This is a genomic window from Actinomyces sp. ICM39 (assembly GCF_000282935.1).
GTDB classification, from domain to species: domain Bacteria; phylum Actinomycetota; class Actinomycetes; order Actinomycetales; family Actinomycetaceae; genus Pauljensenia; species Pauljensenia odontolytica_B.
The window spans coordinates 22,491-45,026 of the sequence record NZ_ALCB01000104.1 but is presented as its reverse complement, the minus strand read 5'-3'; the positions used below and the strand labels follow the sequence as shown (position 1 = coordinate 45,026).

General features: G+C 64.4%; 17 protein-coding genes. 12 read left to right on the top strand and 5 right to left on the bottom strand.

The genetic code is table 11. The annotated features are described in order from the left end of the window. Window positions 1-109: 109 nt before the first annotated feature. Entirely contained in the window at window positions 110-2,050 is a 1,941-nt protein-coding gene (locus HMPREF1137_RS06640) for a solute carrier family 23 protein (protein WP_007590213.1), read from the bottom strand. A 166-nt stretch (window positions 2,051-2,216) separates the two neighbouring features. Here HMPREF1137_RS06640 and HMPREF1137_RS06635 point away from each other — a divergent pair, with 166 nt between their 5' ends. From HMPREF1137_RS06635 to HMPREF1137_RS06605, 7 genes are all read left to right on the top strand, one after another. Then, entirely contained in the window at window positions 2,217-3,230 is a 1,014-nt protein-coding gene (locus HMPREF1137_RS06635; protein WP_007590251.1) for a LacI family DNA-binding transcriptional regulator, read from the top strand. Between the two features lie 88 nt (window positions 3,231-3,318). Further along, window positions 3,319-4,032, top strand: a complete 714-nt coding sequence (locus HMPREF1137_RS06630; protein WP_007590209.1) for an L-ribulose-5-phosphate 4-epimerase — start codon at window positions 3,319-3,321, stop codon at window positions 4,030-4,032. Between the two features lie 19 nt (window positions 4,033-4,051). Beyond that, window positions 4,052-5,560: an L-arabinose isomerase gene (gene araA, locus HMPREF1137_RS06625; RefSeq protein ID WP_007590217.1), complete on the top strand. Its 1,509-nt coding sequence runs from the start codon at window positions 4,052-4,054 to the stop codon at window positions 5,558-5,560. Between the two features lie 238 nt (window positions 5,561-5,798). Beyond that, complete coding sequence (gene chvE / locus HMPREF1137_RS06620; protein ID WP_007590229.1) at window positions 5,799-6,986, top strand: multiple monosaccharide ABC transporter substrate-binding protein; 1,188 nt, start codon at window positions 5,799-5,801, stop codon at window positions 6,984-6,986. A 63-nt stretch (window positions 6,987-7,049) separates the two neighbouring features. After that, the gene (gene mmsA, locus HMPREF1137_RS06615; protein ID WP_007590244.1) at window positions 7,050-8,597 is read left to right on the top strand and encodes a multiple monosaccharide ABC transporter ATP-binding protein; all 1,548 of its coding nucleotides are present in this window, start codon (window positions 7,050-7,052) and stop codon (window positions 8,595-8,597) included. Next, window positions 8,594-9,769, top strand: coding sequence for a multiple monosaccharide ABC transporter permease (mmsB, locus tag HMPREF1137_RS06610; RefSeq protein WP_007590236.1), 1,176 nt, complete (start codon window positions 8,594-8,596; stop codon window positions 9,767-9,769). Before mmsA ends, mmsB begins: the two co-directional genes overlap by 4 nt. A gap of 364 nt (window positions 9,770-10,133) precedes the next feature. Further along, complete coding sequence (locus tag HMPREF1137_RS06605; RefSeq protein ID WP_003790058.1) at window positions 10,134-10,415, top strand: HU family DNA-binding protein; 282 nt, start codon at window positions 10,134-10,136, stop codon at window positions 10,413-10,415. Between the two features lie 898 nt (window positions 10,416-11,313). Here the strand turns inward: HMPREF1137_RS06605 and HMPREF1137_RS06600 are convergent. The 4 genes from HMPREF1137_RS06600 to HMPREF1137_RS06585 all read right to left on the bottom strand — a co-directional run bounded on the left by HMPREF1137_RS06600 (window position 11,314) and on the right by HMPREF1137_RS06585 (window position 17,125). Then, window positions 11,314-13,365 (bottom strand): ABC transporter ATP-binding protein, encoded by a 2,052-nt coding sequence (locus HMPREF1137_RS06600; RefSeq protein WP_007590249.1) that lies wholly within the window; start codon window positions 13,363-13,365, stop codon window positions 11,314-11,316. 10 nt (window positions 13,366-13,375) lie between these two features. Next, window positions 13,376-14,275 (bottom strand): ABC transporter permease, encoded by a 900-nt coding sequence (locus HMPREF1137_RS06595; RefSeq protein WP_007590224.1) that lies wholly within the window; start codon window positions 14,273-14,275, stop codon window positions 13,376-13,378. Next, on the bottom strand, window positions 14,272-15,231 hold the full coding sequence (locus tag HMPREF1137_RS06590) for an ABC transporter permease (RefSeq protein WP_007590227.1): 960 nt from the start codon (window positions 15,229-15,231) through the stop codon (window positions 14,272-14,274). Before HMPREF1137_RS06590 ends, HMPREF1137_RS06595 begins: the two co-directional genes overlap by 4 nt. Before the next feature lie 79 nt (window positions 15,232-15,310). Continuing rightward, a complete protein-coding gene (locus HMPREF1137_RS06585) occupies window positions 15,311-17,125 on the bottom strand; it encodes a peptide ABC transporter substrate-binding protein (RefSeq protein WP_034497191.1) in 1,815 nt (604 codons plus the stop codon). A gap of 249 nt (window positions 17,126-17,374) precedes the next feature. Between HMPREF1137_RS06585 and HMPREF1137_RS06580 the strand changes: the two genes are divergently transcribed. The 5 genes from HMPREF1137_RS06580 to nagB all read left to right on the top strand — a co-directional run bounded on the left by HMPREF1137_RS06580 (window position 17,375) and on the right by nagB (window position 22,432). Further along, window positions 17,375-18,523: an ROK family transcriptional regulator gene (locus HMPREF1137_RS06580; protein ID WP_007590201.1), complete on the top strand. Its 1,149-nt coding sequence runs from the start codon at window positions 17,375-17,377 to the stop codon at window positions 18,521-18,523. Next, entirely contained in the window at window positions 18,520-19,977 is a 1,458-nt protein-coding gene (locus HMPREF1137_RS06575) for a M81 family metallopeptidase (protein WP_007590220.1), read from the top strand. Before HMPREF1137_RS06580 ends, HMPREF1137_RS06575 begins: the two co-directional genes overlap by 4 nt. Further along, entirely contained in the window at window positions 19,974-20,906 is a 933-nt protein-coding gene (locus HMPREF1137_RS06570; protein WP_007590241.1) for an ROK family protein, read from the top strand. Before HMPREF1137_RS06575 ends, HMPREF1137_RS06570 begins: the two co-directional genes overlap by 4 nt. Next, window positions 20,903-21,583, top strand: coding sequence for a copper homeostasis protein CutC (locus HMPREF1137_RS06565; RefSeq protein WP_034497204.1), 681 nt, complete (start codon window positions 20,903-20,905; stop codon window positions 21,581-21,583). The genes HMPREF1137_RS06570 and HMPREF1137_RS06565 overlap by 4 nt, the downstream gene beginning before the upstream one ends. Window positions 21,584-21,658: 75 nt before the next feature. Further along, on the top strand, window positions 21,659-22,432 hold the full coding sequence (nagB, locus tag HMPREF1137_RS06560) for a glucosamine-6-phosphate deaminase (protein ID WP_007590223.1): 774 nt from the start codon (window positions 21,659-21,661) through the stop codon (window positions 22,430-22,432). Window positions 22,433-22,536 lie beyond the last annotated feature (104 nt).

The window sequence follows — 22,536 nt, the reverse complement described above, 5'->3', positions numbered from 1 at the left end:
GAGTGACTCGTGGNGGAACCGTCACGGCTGAGGCATGAAAAAGCCGGGGCGCGTCAGGCATATCGCCCGACGCGCCCCGGCCTCGTTGTTACGAGACGCTGAGCGCTACTCAGAGGCGCTCAAAGCCAGCGTCCCACGCGGCGCGCATGGGGTTGGCGTCGGCGACCAGCTGATCGAAACGCAGGTCGGCGATGTCGATGACCTCGCCGAGCGCGAAGCGTGCCTCGCGAGCGGGGGAGTGCTCGACGCGGCGCCAGCCCGAGGACAGCAGGTGCTTGCGATCCACCACGTTGTCCACGCAGATGACCAGCGGGCGACCAAACTTCTCATGGTAGGCGGCAGCCAGGGCGCGCAGCTCTTCGGCCTCCTCGGGGGTCACGTCGCCCACCGACAGGGACGAGGTATCCGAGCTGGCCTGCTCGTCGCCCGCGCCGTCGAGGATCAGGGAGACGACGTCCGTGTAGGACGCGATGAGCTCCTCGGCCTCCTCGGGGCTGGCCGCCAGGACTGCGTCCTCGAAGGAGGAACGCAGCTCGGAGACGGAGGCGAAGGGGCGAGACTCCCAGGCGCGCTCGACCGGCCACGTGTGCGAGGAGAACATCGAGGAGAAGGTCGCGACGAACTGGTCGCGATCCATCGCGTTGACGTCGTCCAGGTTGATCTTCTTTCCGTCGACCACGGCCACGTCCGGCGAGGCCTGGCGTCCGATGTGGAAGAACAGGATGTTGAGGATGATCGCCGTCAGCGAGCCGATGGTCACGCCGGAGCCGAAGATGATCTGCAGCCAGGAGGGCATAGCCGAGAGGATGTCCGCTCTTCTGAAGGTGACGAGGAGTGCCAGGCCGATCGACGTGGAGACGATGACGGCGTTGCGGTTGTCGCGCAGATCGACCTTCGCCAGGGTCTGGATGCCGACGACGGCGACGTTGGCGAACATCGCCAGGGAAGCGCCGCCGATGACGGGGGAGGGGATGGCTGCGACGATGGCCGCAGCCTTGGGCAGCAGGCCCAGGATGATCATGAAGACGCCCGCCGCGGTGACGACCCAGCGGGACTTCACGCGGGTGAGGCGCACAAGGCCGACGTTCTGCGCGAAGCAGGTGTAGGGGAAGGAGTTAAGGACGCCGCCCAGCAGGGTGGACAGGCCGTCGGCGCGCAGGGCGTTGGCGATGTCGCGCGGGGCGATGCGCTTGCCCACGACCTCGCCGGTGGCGAAGACGTCGCCCGTGGTCTCCACTGCGGTCACGGCCATGACGATGATCATGGCGATGATGGCGGTGATGGAGAACTGGGGGAGCCCGAAGAAGAAGGGGTGGGTGACGGCCACCCAACTGGCCTTTCCGACGCCTGTGAAATTGGTCTTGCCCATCGCGAAGGCGACGCCCGTCATAATGACGAGGCCGAGGAGGACTGAGAGCGTTCCCATGAAGCCCTTGAAGAGGCGTTGAATGAGGACGATGACGACGATGGTGCCGATGGCGTAGCCGAGTGATTCGAACGTGAGCGCGGCCTTCGTGTCTGCCGGTGCATTGTCAGTCCACCTCAAAATGTCGTCGGCAGAGACGGACAGCAGGGTCGTGCCCATGACCGTCAGGAGCGTGCCCGTGACGACCGGTGGGAAAAAGCGAAGGAACTTCGCGAAGACGGGCGCGACTAGGAAGACGAGGAGGCCGACGGCGATGATGGAGCCGTACATGGTGGCTAGGCCGGTCTTCGGGTCGGCACCGGGTGGCGTAGCCGCCGCACCGATCGCAATGAGGGGGGAGACTGCGGTGAAGGTGACGCCCTGGATGAGGGGGAGCTTCACGCCGATGAAGCGGCCGATGCCGGCCGACTGGATGATGGTGGCGATGCCGCAGGTGAGCAGGTCTGCGTTGATGAGGTGAATGAGAGTTTCATCGTCGAGTCCAAGCTGTTTGACGATGACGAGCGGGACGACCACGGCGCCCGCGTAAAACGCGAGGACGTGCTGAATGCCCAGAATGGTGAGTTTCCCAAAGGGAGGGACTTGATCGACGGGGTGGGGAGCGGACGAGGGGCTTGATGCCATCTGTGTCTCCTGGACCTTTATCCAAGTTGTGTTAGGGACGCCTCTATTCTCTGTGATCAGCATGATTGTTTTACGAGTTATTTAAAAAGTGTGGCGAGTTCTATGTCGTGGGCTCTTGTCGTTTACGATGTGAGCACAGCGTGACGCATGCGGGAGGGAGGCCGGTATGACGCGCAATGGTCGTCCTCCGTCGATGGCGGACGTGGCCGAATTGGTCGGAGTCTCGCATCAGACGGTGTCTCGCGTTGTGAACGGCAAGGGGCGCGTATCGCCTCGGACGCGCGAGCGCGTGCAGGCAGCGATCGAGCAGCTGGGTTACCGCCCGAACTCCGTGGCCCGTGCACTGGTGACCGCCCGCTCGGGCATTATCGGCCTCGTGACCACGACCTCGGCTCACTTCGGTCCCTCCTCGATGCTTGTCGCCCTGGAGGTCGCCGCCCGCGAGTCCGGGCTCTTCACGTCGGTCGTGGCCCTCGATCGTTTTGGTGCTGACGATGTGGCCAGCGCCTTCGATCACTTCTCCTCCCTGGCCGCCGAGGCGATCGTTGTCATCGCGCCGGTGGACTCCCTCGCCGAGGCCGTGGCTTCCCAGGGTGCGTCCGTGCCGGTGGTCGCGGTCTCCGGTGGGCGCACGTTCGGTCGCGGAGTGTCGGTCGTTCACGCGGATCAGCGTGGAGGTGCGCGTGCGCTCGCGGAGCACCTCATGTCGCTGGGGCATCAAGACATTGCGTGTGTGGCGGGTCCTCAGGAGTGGTTCGAGGCGCGCGAGCGCGTGGCCGGGTGGCGCGAGGCAATGGATGAGGCAGGCCTGTCGAAGCGTGCGCCGCTCGTTGGCTCGTGGGAGGCGCGCTGGGGGTATGTCGCCGGACAGGCCCTTGTCGAGGATGGCCTGCCTGACGCCGTCATGTGCGCGAACGATGAGGTCGCTGTCGGCCTTCTTCGTGCGTTCACCGAGGCCGGGGTGAGCGTTCCGGGTGACGTGTCGGTGGCGGGTTTCGACGACGTGCCAATGGCAGCCTACGCGGGGCCGGGGCTGACGACGGTGCGCCAGGATTTTGCGGACCTTGGGCGCTGCGCGCTTGAGGCGGTCAGCCGCGCGCTCGACGGTGAAGCGGTGGATACGTTCGTGCGTCCAACACGCCTCGTCGTGCGCGGTTCGACGGGAGTAAGTACTCGTTAGAGGATCTTTTCGTAGTCGTGCTTGCCTTGTGCGCGGGTGAATGTTAACGTTAACCCAACCGCTCATCGGTGCTCAGTGAGGAGTACGAATGGATCACCGAAACCCCGACACATGGACCCCCGAGTTCGCGCGCGAGATCGAGCGCGTTCGTGAATACGTCGCCACCCTGCATGCCGACCTGCCACGCTGGGGCCTCGTCGTCTGGACGGCAGGAAACGTCTCCCAGCGCGTGCGCGGCGAGGCCGAGGATGGCAGCCAGGACCTCCTCGTCATCAAGCCCTCGGGCGTGTCCTACGATGACCTGAGCCCCGAGGCGATGGTCGTGTGCGACCTCGACGGAAACCTCGTGCTGGGGGAGGGATCTCCCTCCTCGGACACCGCCGCACATGCCTACGTCTATCGCCACATGAGCGAGGTGGGCGGCGTCGTGCACACGCACTCAACCTACGCCACCGCCTGGGCCGCGCGCGGAGAGGAGATTCCCTGCGTCCTGACCATGATGGGCGACGAGTTCGGCGGTCCCGTCCCCGTTGGTCCCTTCGCTCTCATCGGCGACGACTCGATCGGGCGCGGCATCGTCGATACCCTGCGCGAATCGCGCTCGCCGGCGGTCCTCATGCGCAACCACGGCCCCTTCACGATCGGGCGCGACGCACGTGCTGCCGTCAAGGCCGCCGTCATGGTCGAGGAGGTCGCCAAGACCGTGCACGTCGCCCGGGCGGGCGGGCCTCTCGTTCCCATCGAACAGCATCACATCGACTCCCTCTACGCTCGCTACCAAAACGTCTACGGACAGCACTGACATCACAGGAGATTTCACCGTGACCAGTTTCTACGAGGGCCGCGAGGTCTGGTTCGTCACCGGCAGCCAGGACCTGTACGGCGAGGAAACGCTGGCGCAAGTCGCCGAGCAGTCCCGCGAGGTTGTGCGCCTGCTCAACGAATCTGACCTGCTGCCCGCGCCGATCGTGTGGAAGCCCGTCCTGAAGGACTCCGACGCTATCAAGCGTGCGATGCTCGAGGCCAGCGCGGACGACCGCGTCCTTGGCGTCATCTCCTGGATGCACACGTTCAGCCCCGCGAAGATGTGGATCCGAGGCCTCGAGGTCCTGCGCAAGCCCCTGCTGCACCTGGCGACCCAGGCCAATGTCGAGATCCCCTGGGACAGCATCGACATGGACTTCATGAACCTGAACCAGGCGGCGCACGGTGACCGTGAATACGCCTACATCCTCACGCGCCTGGGCCTGGCTCGCGCCACGGTCGTCGGTCATGCCTCGCAGGAGAACACCCGTCGCCGCGTCGCCAACTGGGTGCGCGCGGCCGGCGGCTTCGCGGCGACCAACGAGCTGCGCGTCGTGCGCTTCGGTGACAACATGCGCAACGTGGCCGTCACGGAGGGAGACAAGACCGAGGCCGAGCGTCGCCTCGGCGTCTCGGTGAACACATGGTCGGTCAACGACCTTGTCGCCGTCGTTGATGCCGTGGATGAGGAAGCCATCGATGCCCTCGTGGCCGAATACTGCGAGCGCTACGAGGTGGCCCCCGAGCTGACCCCGGGTGGGGATCGCGCGGAATCGCTGCGCTACGCCGCCCGTGAGGAGATCGCGCTGCGCGCCTTCCTTGAGGAGCGCGGGGCGATGGCCTTCACGACCAACTTCGAAGACCTCGGCGGGCTTCGTCAGCTCCCCGGCCTGGCCGTGCAGCGCCTGACCGAGGCCGGCTACGGCTTCAGTGCCGAGGGGGACTGGAAGACCGCGGTCCTTGTGCGCGCCGCGAAGGTCATGGGGGAGGGGCTGCCCGGCGGTGCTTCGCTCATGGAGGACTACACCTACAACCTCGTTGAGGGCCAGGAGATGATCCTGGGCGCTCACATGCTCGAGGTGTGCCCCTCGCTGACGAATGCCCGCCCGCGCATCGAGATCCATCCCCTGGGCATCGGGGACCGCGAGGATCCCGTGCGCATGGTCTTCGACGCGGCTCCGGGACGCGGCGTCGTCGTCGCGATGTCCGACATGCGCGACCGCTTCCGCCTCACCGCGAACATTGTCAATGTCATCGAGCCTCCCCAGCCGATGCCCAAGCTCCCCGTCGCTCGCGCGATGTGGATCCCCGAGCCTGACTTCTACACCTCCGTCGAGGCGTGGCTGACGGCTGGCGGCGCGCACCACACGTGCATGTCGACGCAGATTGAGCCCGAGGTGTGGGAAGACTTCGCGGCGCTGGCGCGCATGGAGCTCGTCGTCATCGACGAGTCGACGACGCGACGCGACTTCGCCTCGGGTGTGCGCTGGAACCAGGCGTACCACCGCCTCGCCGAGGGGCTGTAAAACTCAGTGACCTCGGGAGTGTGAAGCGTTCGTGCCTCACACTCCCGAGGTTTTCTTTTGTGTATATGTCCGTTCTTAAAACTGTGAACGTTAACAATTGTTATCGGAACGTTATCAATTGGGCAATGCGAGGGTGACCCCTCTCTCATATGGTACAAGTTGTCAGACCACACGACGGACGTGTGGAGACGTGACGCCCATCGACAGTGATGTCGAGGCAATAAACAGGAGATATTCCATGAAGACACGTGGTTTCTTTGGAAAGATGGCAACGGTTGCTGCCACTTTCGCAGCCGGCGCCCTCGCGCTGAGCGGATGTGCGGGCGGCGGCGCCGGTGGCGGTGCTTCCAGCTCTGATAGCGGCGCTGCGGCCTCAAACGGCGGCAAGGTCAAGGTCGGCGTCGCGATGCCGACCCAGACCTCGGAGCGCTGGATCGCCGACGGCAACGCGGTGAAGGAAGGCCTCGAGGCAGCCGGATACGAGGTTGACCTCCAGTTCGCCAACGACGACATCCCCACCCAGACCCAGCAGATCGACCAGATGATCACCAACGGTGCCACCATCCTGGTCATCGCCTCCATTGACGGCACGGCCCTCTCCAGCCAGCTGGACACCGCCGGCTCGAAGAACATCCCGGTCATCGCCTACGACCGCCTCATCCGCGACAACGAGAACGTTGACTTCTACGTCTCCTTCGACAACTTCAAGGTCGGCGTCGCACAGGGCAACGCCCTGCTGTACGGCCTGGGCCTGACCGACAAGGATGGCAAGAAGCTCGATAACGCTCCCAAGGGCCCGCTCAACATTGAGCTCTTCGCCGGTTCGCCCGACGACAACAACGCCAAGTTCTTCTTCGATGGCGCCATGAGCGTTCTCAAGCCCTACCTCGACGACGGCACCCTCGTCGTGAAGTCCGGCCAGACCAGCTTCGACCAGGTCGCCATCCTGCGCTGGCAGCAGGAAGTCGCCCAGAAGCGCATGGAGGACCTGCTGACCTCGACCTACGGCGGCGGCTCTGAGCCCCTCGCCGGCGTGCTCTCGCCCTTCGATGGCATCTCCCGCGGCATTATCACCGCCCTCCAGGGCGCCGGCTACGGCCCCGCCATCAAGGACGGCCTGCCCATCGTGACCGGCCAGGACGCCGAGATTGCGTCCACCAAGATGATTGCGGATGGCATCCAGCAGTCCACGATCTTCAAGGACACCCGTACCCTGGCCGCCCAGGCCGTGACGGTCATCAAGGCGATGGCTGAGGGCAAGGAGCCCGAGGCCAACGACACCACCACCTACAACAACGGTGTGAAGGTCGTGCCCTCCTACCTGCTCGAGGTCGAGACCATCTACGCCGACAACCTCAAGGAAAAGCTCATCGACTCCGGTTACTTCACCCAGGCCGACGTTGATGCGGGCGTCGTGAAGAAGTAAGCGACGACGGGGTGCGGGGCACTCGCCCCGCACCCCACCCCTTCCGATTCGAGGAATGCAAACATGACGCAGAACATTTTGGAAATGCGTGACATCGACAAGGGCTTCAGTGGCGTGCCCGTCCTCAAGCACGTCAACCTTGATGTCCGCCCCGGTGAAGTTCACGCCCTGTGCGGCGAAAACGGCGCCGGCAAGTCCACCCTTATGAAGGTTCTCTCCGGCGTCTACCCCCACGGGCAGTACGACGGCACCATCATCTTCGATGGCAAGGAAGTCCAATTCCGCTCCATCAAGGACTCCGAGGCGCTCGGCATTGGCATCATTCACCAGGAGCTGGCCCTCGTTCCCTACCTGTCGATCGCGGAAAACATCTTCCTGGGTGCTGAGAAGCCTCGCAAGCTCGGCCTCATCGACTGGCATGAGGTCAACCACCGCGCCGAAAAGGTCTTGGAAAAGGTCGGCCTGAAGGAAAACGTGACGACCCAGGTCGGCACGCTCGGCGTGGGCAAGCAGCAGCTCATCGAGATCGGCAAGGCCCTGTCCAAGGACGTGCGCCTGCTCATTCTGGACGAGCCCACCGCCGCCCTCAACGACAACGATTCGGCCCAGCTCCTCGACCTCGTGCGCAGCCTGCGTGACCAGGGCGTGGCCATCGTCATCATCTCCCACAAGCTTGGGGAGATCGCCGAGATCGCCGACCGCACGACGATCCTGCGCGATGGCCAGACCATCGAGACGATCGACATGAAGGACCCCGCCTCTACGCAGGGCAAGATCATCTCGCTCATGGTGGGCCGCGACCTCACTCAGCGCTACCCCGAGCGCAACGTGGAGATCGGTGAGGAGGTCTTCCGCGTGGAGGACTGGACCGTCTATCACCCGTCCCAGGCTGGGCGTGTCGTGATCTCCGGGGCTTCCTTCAATGTGCGTCATGGCGAGGTCGTCGGCATTGCCGGCCTCATGGGTGCCGGACGTACCGAGCTTGCGATGAGTATCTTCGGCCGCTCCTTCGGTACGCGTATCTCGGGCAAGCTCTTCAAGGATGGTAAAGAGATTAAGATCAAGACCGTCTCGGACGCGATCAAGCACGGCATCGCCTACGCGACCGAGGACCGCAAGCAGTACGGTCTCAACCTGATTGACGACATCCGGCATAACGTGGCCACCGCAGGCCTGTTCAAGCTCTCGCGCCGAGGCCTCGTCGACGGGCACAAGGAACTGGCGGTCGCCGCCGACTACAAGGAACGGATGAACATTCGCTCCAACTCGGTCCTCCAAAACACCGGCTCCCTGTCGGGCGGCAACCAGCAGAAGGTCGTTCTGTCCAAGTGGCTCTACACGGACGCAGACGTCCTCATCCTCGATGAACCCACGCGCGGCATCGACGTCGGCGCGAAGTTCGAGATCTACACGCTCATCAACAAGATGGTCGAAGAAGGCAAGGCCGTCATCGTCATCTCCTCCGAGCTCGAGGAAGTCCTCGGCGTCTCGGACCGCATCTACACCCTGGCGTACGGCCGCATCACCGGCGAGGTCAAGGCCGAAGACGCCACCCAGGAAAACCTCATGGAACTCATGACTATCGAACCCGCAAGGGAGGACCAGAAATGACCGCCGAAATCAGCCTGGTTGACACGCTGAAGGCCAACCTGCGTCAGGGCGGCATCTTCATCGCGTTCATCGCCATCGTCGTCCTCTTCTGGGCGTTCAACCCCGACACCTTCCTCTCGTCGGGCAACCTGACGAATATCGTCCTGCAGTACTCCTACATCCTGATCCTCGCGATCGGCATGCTCTTCGTCATCGTCCTGGCCCAGATCGACCTCTCCGTCGGCTCGGTCGTGGCAGTGACCGGCGCGCTCAGTGGCGTTCTCGTCATCAAGCAGGGCTACCCCTGGTGGGTTGGCGTCGTCGCCGCCCTCGTCATGGGTATCCTGATCGGCGCATTCCAGGGTTTCTGGGTCGCCTACGTGGGCATCCCCGGCTTCATCGTCACGCTGGCCGGCATGCTCCTGTTCCGTGGCCTGACCTACCAGGTTCTCGACAACGTCTCGCTCTCGCCTTTCCCCAAGGGCTACTACAACATCGCCAACGGCTTCCTCAACGGTCTCCTGGGCGGTAATGGCTTCGACGTCTTCACCCTGGTGGTCTTCGGCATCGGTGTGGCAGGATTCGCCTACCAGCAGGTGCGCACCCGCCGTGCACGCATCTCCTACAACCAGGCGGTTGAGGCGATGTGGCTGTTCGTCGCGAAGATCGTCGTCACCGCCGTTGTTGTCATGTGGTTCGCGTACAAGCTCTCCACCGAGCGTGGCCTGCCCATCGTTCTGATCCTCCTGGCGATTCTCGTTCTCGTCTTCGGAACCCTCGCCTCTTCGACGATGTTCGGCCGCGACGTGTACGCGATCGGCGGCAACAAGTCTGCCGCCGCCCTGTCCGGCATCAACGTCAAGAAGGTCACCTTCTGGTGCTACGTCAACATGGGCTTCCTTGCGGGCGTTGCGGGCGTCGTCTACTCGGCTCGTATGAACGGCGCGCAGCCCTCGGCGGGTAACATGTTCGAGCTCGACGCCATCGCCGCCTGCTTCATCGGTGGTGCGTCGACGACCGGTGGTATCGGACGCCTCTCCGGCGCCCTCATCGGTGGCCTCATCATGGCCGTCATGTCTAACGGCATGCAGCTCATGGGTGCCTCCACCTCCACCCAGCAGATCGTCAAGGGCGCAGTCCTGCTCCTGGCGGTTGCCTTCGATGTGTGGAACAAGCAGCGCGCCTCGGCCTGAGGTGTCGCGAAGCTTCTTATCAGGGCGGGGAGTGGCCATGCGGTCGCTCCCCGCCCTTTTGTATGTCGGTCGTCTATGTTTGTCAGGTCTAATGAGAGGGGTGCCCACTTGGCGTGGGGCAAAGTTCCTGTTACCGAAAAACGTGCCGGTGGCGGCGCATTTGAGTTCCGCAGAATTGCAACCACTCGGCAAGTTTGAGTGACCTGTCGCACAGAATTGACGGTTTTTGAGCAAAAAAACGAGATATTTTCGTGAAATCCGCGAAATCTGGCCCTAAAGTCGGCAAAATCGCCAAAGATTTCGTAGTGTGTCATTCGTGGCCACGACAGTGGTAACCAAGAACGAACAGGAATGAGGTTTCTCAATGTCCGTGAACCGTACCGAGCTTGTCGCTCAGATTGCCGAACGTGCCGACCTGACCAAGGCGAAGGCCGACGAGGCCCTGGCCGCCTTCCAGGCCGTCCTCGTTGAGTCCCTGGCTAAGGGCGAGGCCGTCAAGGTGACCGGTCTGCTCTCCGTCGAGCGTGTTGAGCGCGCCGCCCGCACCGGCCGTAACCCCCGCACCGGCGAAGAGATCAAGATCCCCGCTGGCTACGGCGTGAAGCTCTCCGCTGGCTCCACCCTGAAGAAGGCCGTCTCCAAGTGACGCGCTGACACTAGCGAATAGCCTGTGGGGCACGACCGAGTGGTCGTGCCCCACACGCGTATCTGCTGGCCTGGGCAGCCCCGCCCACGCTCACATGAGAGGTTTAACGCGCCAATTTGCGGGTTTACGTGCGTATCAAGGGGGTGACGTGCATATTCAGCGGTTTGCGTGCGACCAACACACCAGGCCAGGCACCGTTGTGCCCAAAACGCAGACCACCTCAGCCGCAATACCCCATTTTCAATGTTTTTCACCGAGGTGGTCTGCGATTTGGGCGCCTTACCGCCCCGAACCGTGACATCACCGCCACCAAACGGGGGATTTGCATCATTAGGGGCGCGACACGCCGGCGACACGCCGAAGGGAGGCTCCTAATGCTGCCAAACCCCCGCCATGACCCCTGGTGTCATATTCCCTCACTAGTGCATGACTGCCCGGCAGGGTGCCGATAAACGCCGGTAGGGTGTCGCCAGCAATGACGGCGGAGGTCACGAGCGGCCAGCTCCGCGACGACGCTTGTGGCCGAAGAGGTGCTACACCCGATCGGGAAGGTTCAACCCCTTCTGATCGGGTGGAATCTTCCCTAACGGGTTGAATGCTCCCGATCAGGTGGAATGTTCCCGCTGGGGCGCATCCTGTCTGAGGCGCAGCGGCGCGAGCGCGCAAGCCCAACGACACCGCCCTCGATGATGCCTGGGGCCGAACCTCGACCAGCACGTTTTGTCCTATAACCCCAACGCGCCGTGATGAGGCAGCGGCGGGCACCAGGAGGGCGACGCTGCCCTGCGCCCTTCAGACGCGCATAGCGGCCCAAAGGCGTGGCTGTCGTGCATAACGTTGCCCCCGGCTCGCATCAGCGGGCCGGGGGCAACGCATGGAGTTCGCATGAACGTGTGTGTTAGGCGTTCACCTCTTCCTTGACGCTCAGCGTCAGGAGCGGGTGGTGGCACGCCACGCGGTGCGTCTCATCCGTGAGCATCGGCTGGACCTTGCACTCCTCGCCAGCGAACGGGCAGCGCGGGCGGAAGCGGCAACCCTCGGGCGGGTTGACGGCGCTCGGCGGCTCGCCGGTGAGCTTGATGGCGCTCTCGTCGTGCTTGAACTCGGGGTCCGGCACGGGGATCGAGTCGATGAGCGCCTTCGTGTAGGGGTGCTTCGGGTTCTTGACGACCTCGTGGGCGGGGCCCTCCTCGACGATGCGGCCCAGGTACATGACGCCGATGCGATCGGCCATGTACTGAACGACCGCCAGGTCGTGGCTGATGAACAGGTAGGACAGGCCGAGCTCCTGCTGCAGATCCTTCATGAGGTTGAGGACCTGCGCCTGGACGGAGACGTCAAGCGCCGAGACGGGCTCGTCGGCCACGATCAGGTCGGGAGCCAGGGTCAGCGAACGGGCGAAGCCGAGGCGTTGGAGCTGACCGCCCGAGAACTCGTGCGGGTAGCGGTCCAGGACCTCTTCGGTCAGGCCGACCTGCTCGAGGATCTCCATGATGCGCTCGGCGATCTGGCGAGCGTTGCCGGTCTTCTGGATGCTCATGGGCTCGGCCAGGATCTGGTCGATGCGCATGCGCGGGTCCATTGCCGCGTAGGAGTCCTGGAACATCATCTGCACGTCGCGGTGGATGCGCACAGCGTCGCGTCCCTTGAGCGTGGCCAGGTCGCGTCCATCGAGTTCGATGGCGCCGCCCGACGGGGGCTCGAGGCCGGCGATAAGGCGACCCACGGTGGACTTACCGCAGCCGGACTCGCCGACGAGGCCGTAGGTCTCGCCCTTGTTGACCGTGATGGAGACGCGGTCGACGGCGGACACAACGCCCTTGTCACGCTTGAAGAAGCCGGATCCCGCCGACTCGTACTCACGCGAGGCCTCCTTGACGTCGAGGAGTATCTCGTGGGAGATCTGCCCGGTGGCGTCGACCGCGTCCTCGGCCTTGCCGGAATCCATCATGGCCTGGAGGACCGCGGGGGACTCGTCGCCCTCCTGCACCGGGTGGAAGCAGGAGAAGGTGTGGTTGTCGTCCCCGCTCAGATCCGGGTAGCCGGCGCGGCACTCGTCGGTGGCCCACAGGCAGCGGGCCGCGAAGCGGCATCCCTTCGGCAGGTTGGTCAGCGACGGGGGAGCGCCCGGAATCGAAAAGAGCTTGGTGCCTGCTGCGAGGGCGCGCTCGGGCAGAGCCGCCATCAGCGAGCTCGTGTAGCGGTGCTTCGGCTCGGTGAACAGCGTCTTCGTCGGCGCGGTTTCGACGATACGGCCGGCGTACATGACGGCGACACGGTCGGTGTGACCGGCCACAACACCCAGGTCGTGGGTGATCAGAATGACGCCCATCTTGTACTCGTCGCGCAGCTCATCGATGAGGTCGAGGATCTGCATCTGTGTCGTGACATCCAGGGCCGTCGTCGGCTCGTCCGCGATGAGGATGCGCGGCTTGCACACGAGGGCCATGGCGATCATGACGCGCTGGCGCATGCCGCCCGAGAGCTGGTGCGGGTAGTTGTTGATGACAACCTCGGGGCGAGGCATGCCGACGCGCTTGAGGATCTCGACGGCGCGCGCGAGGGCTTCCCTCTTCGAGAGTTTCTCGTGCACGCGCAGCGGCTCGCACACCTGAAGGCCGATCTTCATGGTCGGGTTCAGGGAGGTGAGAGGATCCTGGAAGATCATGCCGACCTTGGTGCCGCGCATCTTGCGCTTCAGGTGCAGCGGCATCTTCGTCAGGTCCTGGCCGTCGAGGATGATCGAGCCGGAGGAGACCTTGCCGCCCTGGGGCAGGAGGCCCATGAGGGACAGCGCCGTCATGGTCTTGCCGGAGCCGGACTCGCCCACGATGCCCAGGGTCTCGCCCGGGTTCACGTGCAGGTCGACACCCGAGAGGGCGCGAACCACGCCGTTGCGGATCTCAATATCGGTGTGCAGATCTTTGATCTGAAGGAGTGGAGTATTCATAGTTCAGTGCTCACCTCTTGCGCAGTCGAACTTCGAAGGCGTCACGCAGGCCGTCGCCAATGAAGTTGAACGACAGGACCAGGAGGATGATGAGGACGCCCGGAGGGTAGAGCAGCCACCAGTTGCCCGAGTAGACGTGCGACTGGCTGTTGGAGAGCATGGCGCCCCAGTCAGTGGCGGGAGGCTGCGCGCCCAGGCCGAGGAACGACAGGTAGGCGACGTAGAGGACGGCGTCTGCGACCTGGAAGGTCGCGTTGACGATGACGGTGCCGATCGTGTTTCGGACGATGTGCGTCCGGATCGCTCGGGGCATCGAGCCGCCCATGCCGCGCATCGCGACGACGTACTCGCGCGTGCGCAGGGACAGGGCCTCGCCTCGAATCAATCGGGACGTACCCAGCCAGGACAGGGCTGACATGATGATGATGAGGACCGGGACGGTCGGCGGGATCATCGTGGCGATCAGCATGAAGAGGAACAGGACGGGCACGGACATGAGCGCGTCAACGATGCGCATCATGATTGCGTCGATCCAGCCGCCCACGAAGCCGGCGATCGCGCCGTAGAGCGTGCCGATCGTGGTGGCGAAGATGCCGGCGAACAGACCGACGATGATCGAGGTCTGGCCGCCCTTCATGAGGCGTCCGAGCTGGTCGTATCCAACCATGTCGGTGCCGAGCGGGTGCTCGGCAGAGGGCGGTAGGGCGGAGTTCGACAGGTCCGTGTGGATCTGGTCGGTCACGTAGAACATCGGGCCGATGAACGAGAATGCCATCAGGATGAGGATCAGGCACACGCCGAAGACGGCGAGTTTGTTCTCCATGAAGACCTGCAGGCCCTGCAGCTTCGTCGACTTGCGGGCGGTGCGCGCCTTGGCCGGCGCGGCGATGGGTGCTGTTGCGGTGGTCATTTGGCACGTCCTGCCAGTCGGATACGGGGATCAGCGAGGGCGTAGAGGAAGTCTGCCAGGAGCGCGCCGATGACGGTCGCGAAGGAGACGATCAGGGCGACGCCGAGGAGAATCGGGTAGTCGCGCCTACCGGTCGCCTGGTAGTACATGTAGCCCATGCCGTTGAAGTTGAAGAGCGTCTCGATGACGAGGGCGCCACAGAACATCGCGGGGATGTACAGGCCGATCATCGTGATGACGGGGAACATGGCGTTGCGCAGCGTGTGGACGAAGACGACGCGGAACTCCGACAGGCCCTTTGCGCGGGCGGTACGGACGTACTGCTCGTTGAGGTTATCCACCATCGAGGAGCGCACGTAGCGCGCGTAGGCGGCGATCGTGCCGATCGACAGGGCACACACGGGCAGGACCAGGTGATCCCACTGTTCCCACATGACCGACAGGGCCTCGCCCTGAGGAGCGTCGTTGGGCAGGATCGGCCATACCTGGGAGAAGAGGACGATGAGGAGCAGGCCCGCGAAGAAGATCGGCGTCGAGTAGGCGAGCAGACACGCGATCGTCACGATGTAATCGGGTGCTTTATTTCTCTTGACGGCCTGCCACACGCCCAGGGGGATCGCGACGATGAGAGCCAGGATGGTGGACAGGAGAGACAGGAAGATGGTGCGCGGCAGGCGGGCTGCCAGCAGGTCGTTCACAGACTGGTTGTGCTGGTAGGAGTAGCCGAAGTCGCCGTGCGCAATTTTGTTCAGGTAGTTGACGTATTGCTCGGGGATGGGCCGGTCGTATCCGTTTTCGTGGTCGAAGGCCGCGAGCTGTTCTTGGGTCGCATCCTTACCGAGTGCCGCTCGGGCTGCGCCGCCCGGCTGAGACTGGAGGAGGATGAAGGTGATGATGGTGACCAGGAAGACAACGACGACTGCCTGGCCGAGGCGTTTGAGGATGAATTGGAACATTGCGAACTCCACAGTAAGGGGGCAGGCGCCCGCATGTGCGGGTGCGGGCGCCTGCCCCGTGAGGCGTCAAGGCGAAGGATTACTTACCTTCGGTCGACCACGACCAATCCTCGGGCCAGGTGTCGCCGGTGGCGTCGAGTTCGCCCAGGTCGAGCGTCTTCTTCACCGCGGTGATCTGGTAGTACGGGTTGGGCATCCACAGAACGGGGAGGTCCTCCGCGAGGTAGTCGTTGTATGCCTGGAGAGCGTTGGGCTCGGAGGAGCGGGTCGACTCTTCGATGAGCTTGTCAGCCTCGGGGTTCTTGTACTGGCCGAGGTTGACGGGAGCGTCAGAGGCGAAGAGGCGCTCGCCGGAGGCGTAGATCGGGAAGCCCCACGAGGTCTGGGATCCGAAGAAGGACAGGTCCCAGGTGCAGGGGGTCTCGTCGTCGCATGCCTGCGAGGCGCCGACCGAGTCGGGGACCTCGTTCATGTCGATCTTGATGCCGACCTTGCCGAACTGGGAGATGATCTCCTCGAACATCTGGTGCGTGGAGACGAAGCCGGACTGGGAGACGAGCTTGAAGCTCAGCTTGTCGCCAGCCGCGATGCCCTCGCCACACTGGTTGGCGCCGGTGCCGGCGTTCTCGCAGGTGGTTTCGCCGTCGGGCACGACCTTCCAGCCGTGGTCCTCGAGGAGCTTCTTAGCGGCTTCCGGATCGAACTTGTAGACGCAGCCCTCGGTGGTGCCGGTCTTCTCGGCGGCCATCGGGACGGGGCCACAGGTCGGGGAAGCGGTGCCGGACCAGATCTTCTCAGACAGGGTCGGCTGGTCAATGAGCTGCTGCATCGCCTGGCGGATGTACTTCTGGTTGATGAACTTCGAGCCGGGGGCCTGGGGAGCAAAGTTCAGGGCCAGGTAGGTGATGGAGTTGCCGGGCCACAGGAAGACGTTGTAGCCCTTGTCCTCCACAGCCTTGCGCTGGTTGTACTGCGCGGCCGGAATGTAGCCGAAGTCGATGGAACCCGAACGCACGGAGTTGAACTCGGCGTCGTCACCCGTGAATGCCTTGTAGATCAGCGCGTCGATCTTGGGCTTGTCCTCGCCCCAGTAGTTCTCGTTGGGGACGAGCGTCAGGCCCTGGTCGGGGGTGAATTCCTTGAGCTTCCAGGGGCCGTTCACCGTCTGCCACAGCGGGTTGGTGGCGTAGGAGGACAGGTTTTTGGCCTCGCCCTGCAGGTAGGCGAAGACCTTCTGGGCGCCCTCGGGGGTGCGGTCGAGGTCGGAGACAGCCTCGTCGGCGCTGGTCTTGTCCCAGGCGTGCTGGGGGAGCAGAGCGACCTTGTTGATCTGGTTGTCAATGAACCAGGCCGGGGCGAACTTGGTCTCGGTGGTGATCGAGAAGGTGTGGTCGTCGATGATCTTCAGGTCGGCACCGTCGGGGAAGAAGCCCTTCTTGTAGGAGGCCCATTCGTCCTTGTTGTTGGTGACGAGGTTCCACCAGAACTCAACGTCGCGGGTGGTGACGGGCGTGCCGTCGGACCACTTGGCGTCGTCGCGCAGCTTGATGGTGTAGGTCAGGCCGTCCTCAGAGACCTCGGGAACGGTGCCCAGGGACTTGGGGAGGTTGATCTTGTAGGGGGTATCAGAGGTGGACTTGTAGGCGAACAGTGGGCGGTACATCGCCTGGATGAACTGGCCGTTCTCGCCCTGCGTGTAGCCCTTTGCCGAGACCGGGAAGATCCAGTTGGGGGTACGCGAGGCCATCGTGACCTCGTTCTTTCCGGTTTCCGAGTTGGCTGCCTGGCCGCCGCCGCTACTGCTGCTGCCGCCACCACAGGCGGACAGGCCCAGGGAGGCGACCATTGCGAGGGCCGCGCCGGTGACCATCCACCGCTTCTTTCTAAGGTTCATGACTGCTCCAAATCAACGTTGATCGGGGACACTGACGGATGACAACCCTGTCAGATGACGTTCATCATATGACAGATTGTCGGCGAATGTTGCCACTTTGGCCAAAATGTGGAATGTTACGAAAAAATAACAAGATATTTCAGCGAAAGAAGTGTCAGACTTTCTTCGGTGGGGCATAATGAATCATGTTCTCAACGATGAGCGCAGTGTAACGTTGTAGTTACTGCATACGTACTTAGAGGAGGTGTCATGGCCACGCATGATGTCGACGAGACCGTCCTGACGCTGATTGGGTCCGGTCAAGCAGACACCAGGCCCGCAATTGTCAAGCAAACGGGCCTCGCACCATCAACGGTGTCGGCCGCTGTGTCTCGCCTCGTCGAAGCCGGGGTCATCGCGGAAGCGGAACACTCTGTTTCCACGGGCGGGCGGCGTGCGCGCCGCCTCGTCACCTCCGACGGCGCCGGAGCACTCGCCCTCGTCGAGCTGGGAGCCCACCACGGCCTCGTCGCCCTGACGGACTCCACCCGCGGAGTCGGGCAGGCCTCAAGCCTCCTTATCGACATCGCGGAAGGTCCGCAGGTGGTGCTCGACGCCGTCATGGACGAGGTGTCCCGCCAGGAAGAAGCTGCCGGCGTGCGGGTCGGTGGCATTGCTCTGGCGGTTCCTGGTCCCGTGGATGCGGAGCGCTCTCGCGTGATCCGCCCCGCCCGCATGCCCGGGTGGGACGGCATCAACGTCGCCGAGGCCATCACCGAGCAGTGCGGCCTGCCCGCCCTCATCGAAAACGACGCGCGCGCGGGAGCCATCGGCGAATCCGTCTACCGGCGTCGTCTCCAGGGTGTGACTCCCATCGACACGCTGATCTACGTCAAGGCTGGCTCCGCCATCGGCGGTGCCTACCTCGTCGATGGCGTGCCGCAGGTGGGGCAGGGCGGACTGGCCGGGGACATCTCGCACATCCCCGTCGAGGCCGCTGCAGGCCGCCCCTGCAAGTGTGGCAATGTCGGATGCCTCGAAACGATTGCGTCCGCAGACTCGATCCGAGCAGACTTGGCCGCAGCAGGCCTCGTCTATGAGAACAACGCACAGCTTCTGGCCGCCGCGCGTGACGGTATCCCCGAAGTTGCGACGGCCATCCGCCAGGCGGGCACCCTCCTGGGCCACTGTGTCGCCCACCTCGTGTCCTTCCTAGCTCCCCAGGGAGTCATTGTCGGTGGAGCACTTTCCGCCGTCGATGCCTTCACCGCCGGAGTGCGTGCCGCACTCCACCAATCCTGCCTCCCCTCGATCATGGAACACCTCGTGATCGAATCGTCTCGATCAGGGCGCGAAGCGGCGCTCTGGGGGCTCTCGACACTCACCCCCTCGAAGATCTCAAAGGAGAATCGCTCATGACCAAGCCCCGCATCGCGGTTGCCGGCATCCACATCGAATCCTCGACGTTCACCCCCTACATCTCGACCGCCGACGACTTCATCGTCACCCGCGGCGAGGAACTGATGGACCGCTTCTACTGGCGCGACGAGGACTGGGCCACCCAGATCGAGTGGATTCCCGTCCTGCACGCGCGCGCCCTGCCCGGCGGCGTCGTCGAGCGCGGCGCCTACGACGCCTGGAAGGCTGAGATCCTCGAGGGCCTCGCGGCCGCCGGCCCCCTCGACGGCCTCTTCTTCGACATCCACGGCGCCATGAGCGTCCAGGGCATGGACGATGCCGAGGGTGACCTCATCAACGCTATCCGCGGCGTCATCGGCCCCGAGCCCATGGTCAGCGCCTCGATGGACCTGCACGGAAACGTCTCCCAGGACCTCTTCGACGGCTGCGACATCCTCACCTGCTACCGCCTCGCACCCCACGAGGACGCGCTCGAGTCGCGTCGTCGCGCCGCCTACAACCTGGGCATGCGCCTCCTGAACGGCCAGCCCAAGCCCGTCAAGGCCCTCGTCCACGTCCCCGTCCTGCTCCCGGGCGAGAAGACCTCGACCCGCATCGAACCCGCCAAGCCCCTGTACAAGATGATTGACCCCATCGAAGCGATGGATGGCATCTTGGACGCCGCGATCTGGATCGGTTTTGCGTGGGCCGACCAGCCGCGCTGCAAGGGTGCGGTCGTCGTCACGGGTGACGACGCGGAGCTCGTTAAGGAGCAGGCCGAGCGCATCGGCCAGTACTTCTGGGACGTGCACGACCGCTTCGAGTTCGTGGCCCCTGTTGCCTCCATGGAAGAGTGCCTGGCAGCCGCCGAGGAGGGCCCCAAGCCCTTCTTCATCTCCGATTCCGGCGACAACCCGGGCGCCGGCGGTGCCGACGACGTGACGGTCGCGCTCGCGGCCCTGCTCGCGTGGAAGCCCGTCCAGGAGGCCACGCTCGACGTCATCTACGCCTCGATCATCGATCCCGCCGCAGCAGCCGTTGCATGGGAGGCTGGCGTCGGCGCCGAGGTCGACCTCGAGGTCGGTGGGCACATCGACACTCGCGAGCCTGGTCCGCTGAACGTCCACGCCACGGTCGAGGCCCTCGCCGACGATCCGATGGGTGGCCACACCGCGCTGCTGCGCACGGGCGGCCTGCGCTTCATCATCACGACGAACCGCAACCAGTACACGATGTACAGCCAGTTCGAGCTGCTCGGCGTGGATATCACCACCGCCGACGTCGTCGTCGTCAAGATCGGTTACCTGGAGCCCGACCTGTACGAGACTCAGAAGGGCTGGCTCATGGCGCTGACCCCCGGTGGCGTCGATCAGGACCTCATCCGCCTCGGTCACCACAAGATTGAGCGCCCGATGTTCCCCTTCGATCCGGATATGGCAGATCCCGATCTGCATGCTCAGGTCGTCGTACCATGAGCGCCGTCAAGGACTCCGAGGGCCCGGTATTTGCGGGCATCGACATCGGCGGCACATCCATCAAATGGATGATCGTCGATGAGGCAGGCGCGATCCTCACCCAGGGAAACGAGCCGACCAACCGCGAGGCCGTGGCCGAGCAGGTGGGACGAATCGGCGCGCGACTCGCGAGCGACTATCCGGGACTGGTCGGTTTCGGCCTGATCTGCCCCGGCCTCGTCGATGAGGAGAGCGGGACCGTCGTGTACGCGGCGAACCTCGAGCTGCGCGGCGTCCAGCTGGCCCACGCGGTCGAGGACGCCACGGGCGTGCCCGCCGCACTCATGCATGACGGGCGCGCCGCCGGCCTGGCTGAGGGACTCCTCGGCGCGGGGCGCGGAGCCTCGTCGTTCCTCATGATGCCCATCGGCACCGGCATCTCCGTGGCTCTCATGCTCGGGGACAACCTGTGGAGTGGCGCAACGTTTAGCGCCGGCGAAGTCGGGCATGCGCCCGTCTTCCCCGGTGGTGAGTCATGCCGCTGCGGGTCGCGCGGCTGCCTGGAGGTCTACGCTTCGGCGAAGGGCATCGCGAGGCGCTACGAGCAGGCGACCGGCGAGGACATCGGCGCGAAGGCTATCGAAGCCGGCATCGGTACGGATCCGGTCGCGACCGAGGTGTGGGACACCGCGGTTCGTGCACTCGCGCTATCCCTCACCCACATGACGCTCACCGTCGACGTCGAGCGCATCATCATCGGCGGCGGCCTGTCGCATGCGGGGGAGAACCTGCTGGCGCCGCTGCGCGAGGAATTCGCTTCGATGCTGACATTCCGTGACGCTCCCGAGATTGTCCGTGCTTCCCTCGGGGGCGCGGGCGGTCGCTGGGGTGCCGCGATCCTGGCCGCCCGTGTGGGCGGTTCGACGTGCTACGAGAGGTGGCAGCCGTGACGACTGTAGAGATTTGTGTGGAAGATGCCGTGGGCGTGCGCCGTGCGCGCGACGGGGGAGCGGATCGCATTGAGATCTGCACCGACCTGTCGTGTGGCGGCCTGACCCCCGCATTCGACGAGGTGGCCGCCGCCCTCGAGGTGGCGCCCGCTGGCGGCGTTCAGGTGCTCGTGCGTCCGAGGCCCGGGGACTTCGTCCATTCGCGCGAAGAGGTTGACCGTATCGCCTCCGATATCGTGACCCTCTCGTCGATCGGTCGGGGAGCGCCTGTGCGCCTCGGCTTCGTCGTCGGCGTCATTACCCGTGACGGGCAGATCGACGTGAATGCGGCCGCGCGCCTGCGGGACACGGCCGAGGATGCGCCGTTGACCTTCCACCGTGGATTCGACCAGGTCGTGGATCAGGATCGCGGCCTCGACGTCCTCATGGAACTCGGGTATGACCGCGTGCTGACGACGGGTGGGGATCCGGCCGTCGCACAGCCGGACGCCCTGGCCCGCCTCGTTGAGCGCGGGGGAGACGACATCATCATCCTGGTGTCGGGTGGCCTGCGCGCTCATAACGTCGCCGAGGTCGTGGCTGCCTCGGGAGCACGAGAGGTCCACATGCGCGCCCCCGGAACCTCGGGAACCGATCAGGCGGAGGTCGAGCGAATCGTCGCTGCCCTGCACGGATAGCCCAGCTCACACGTTTTCGAAAAATCTTCATTGATTCGTCTGACAAATCGATGTCGGCAGTGTAAGGTTAAACACATGAGAATTGGAATTTTCAACGACGAAGATCAGATCGCATCCCTCGCAGCGGACCGCATCCTCGAGGTGTACCGCGCTAAGCCGAACTTCGTGCTCGGCCTGGCCACCGGCTCCTCGCCGCTGAAGCTCTACGCAGAGCTCGTGCGCCGCTACGAGGCCGGTCAGATCTCCTTTGCCCAGGTTCGTTCCTACAACCTCGACGAGTACGTGGGCCTGCCCCGCGACCACTACGAGGGTTACGCGAACTTCATCCACCGCAACCTCGTCGACCTCGTCGACATGCCCGAGGGTGCGGCACACGGCCCCGACGGCTGGTGTGATGACCTCGAGGCCGGCGCTGCCGCCTACGACGAGGCCATCAAGGCCGACGGCGGCATCGACATCCAGGTCCTCGGCATCGGCTCTGACGGCCATATCGGCTTCAATGAGCCCGGTGGCACCCTCGCGTCGCGCACCCACGTGGGTGTCCTGACCGAGCAGACCCGCCGTGACAACGCCCGCTTCTTCGATGGTGACATCGACCAGGTCCCCACGCACTGCGTGACCCAGGGCCTGGGCACGATCATGGACTCGCGCGCCCACATCTTCATCGCCACGGGTGAAGGCAAGGCCGACGCGGTCAAGGCCATGATCGAGGGCGGCGTCACCCAGCGTTGGCCCGCGTCCATCCTCCAGCACCACCCCGACGTCACCGTGCTCCTCGACGAGGCCGCCGCCTCCAAGCTCGAGCTCGCAGACTTCTACAAGGAGGTCTGGGAGAAGGAACACCTGTGAGATAGGTTCCCTACCCGGTTGCCCCGGCCTCGTCAATGCGAGGCCGGGGCTTTACTGTGACGTCTTTCTTCGCTCCCGGCGCACGCGCGCCACCCGTTGGAAGG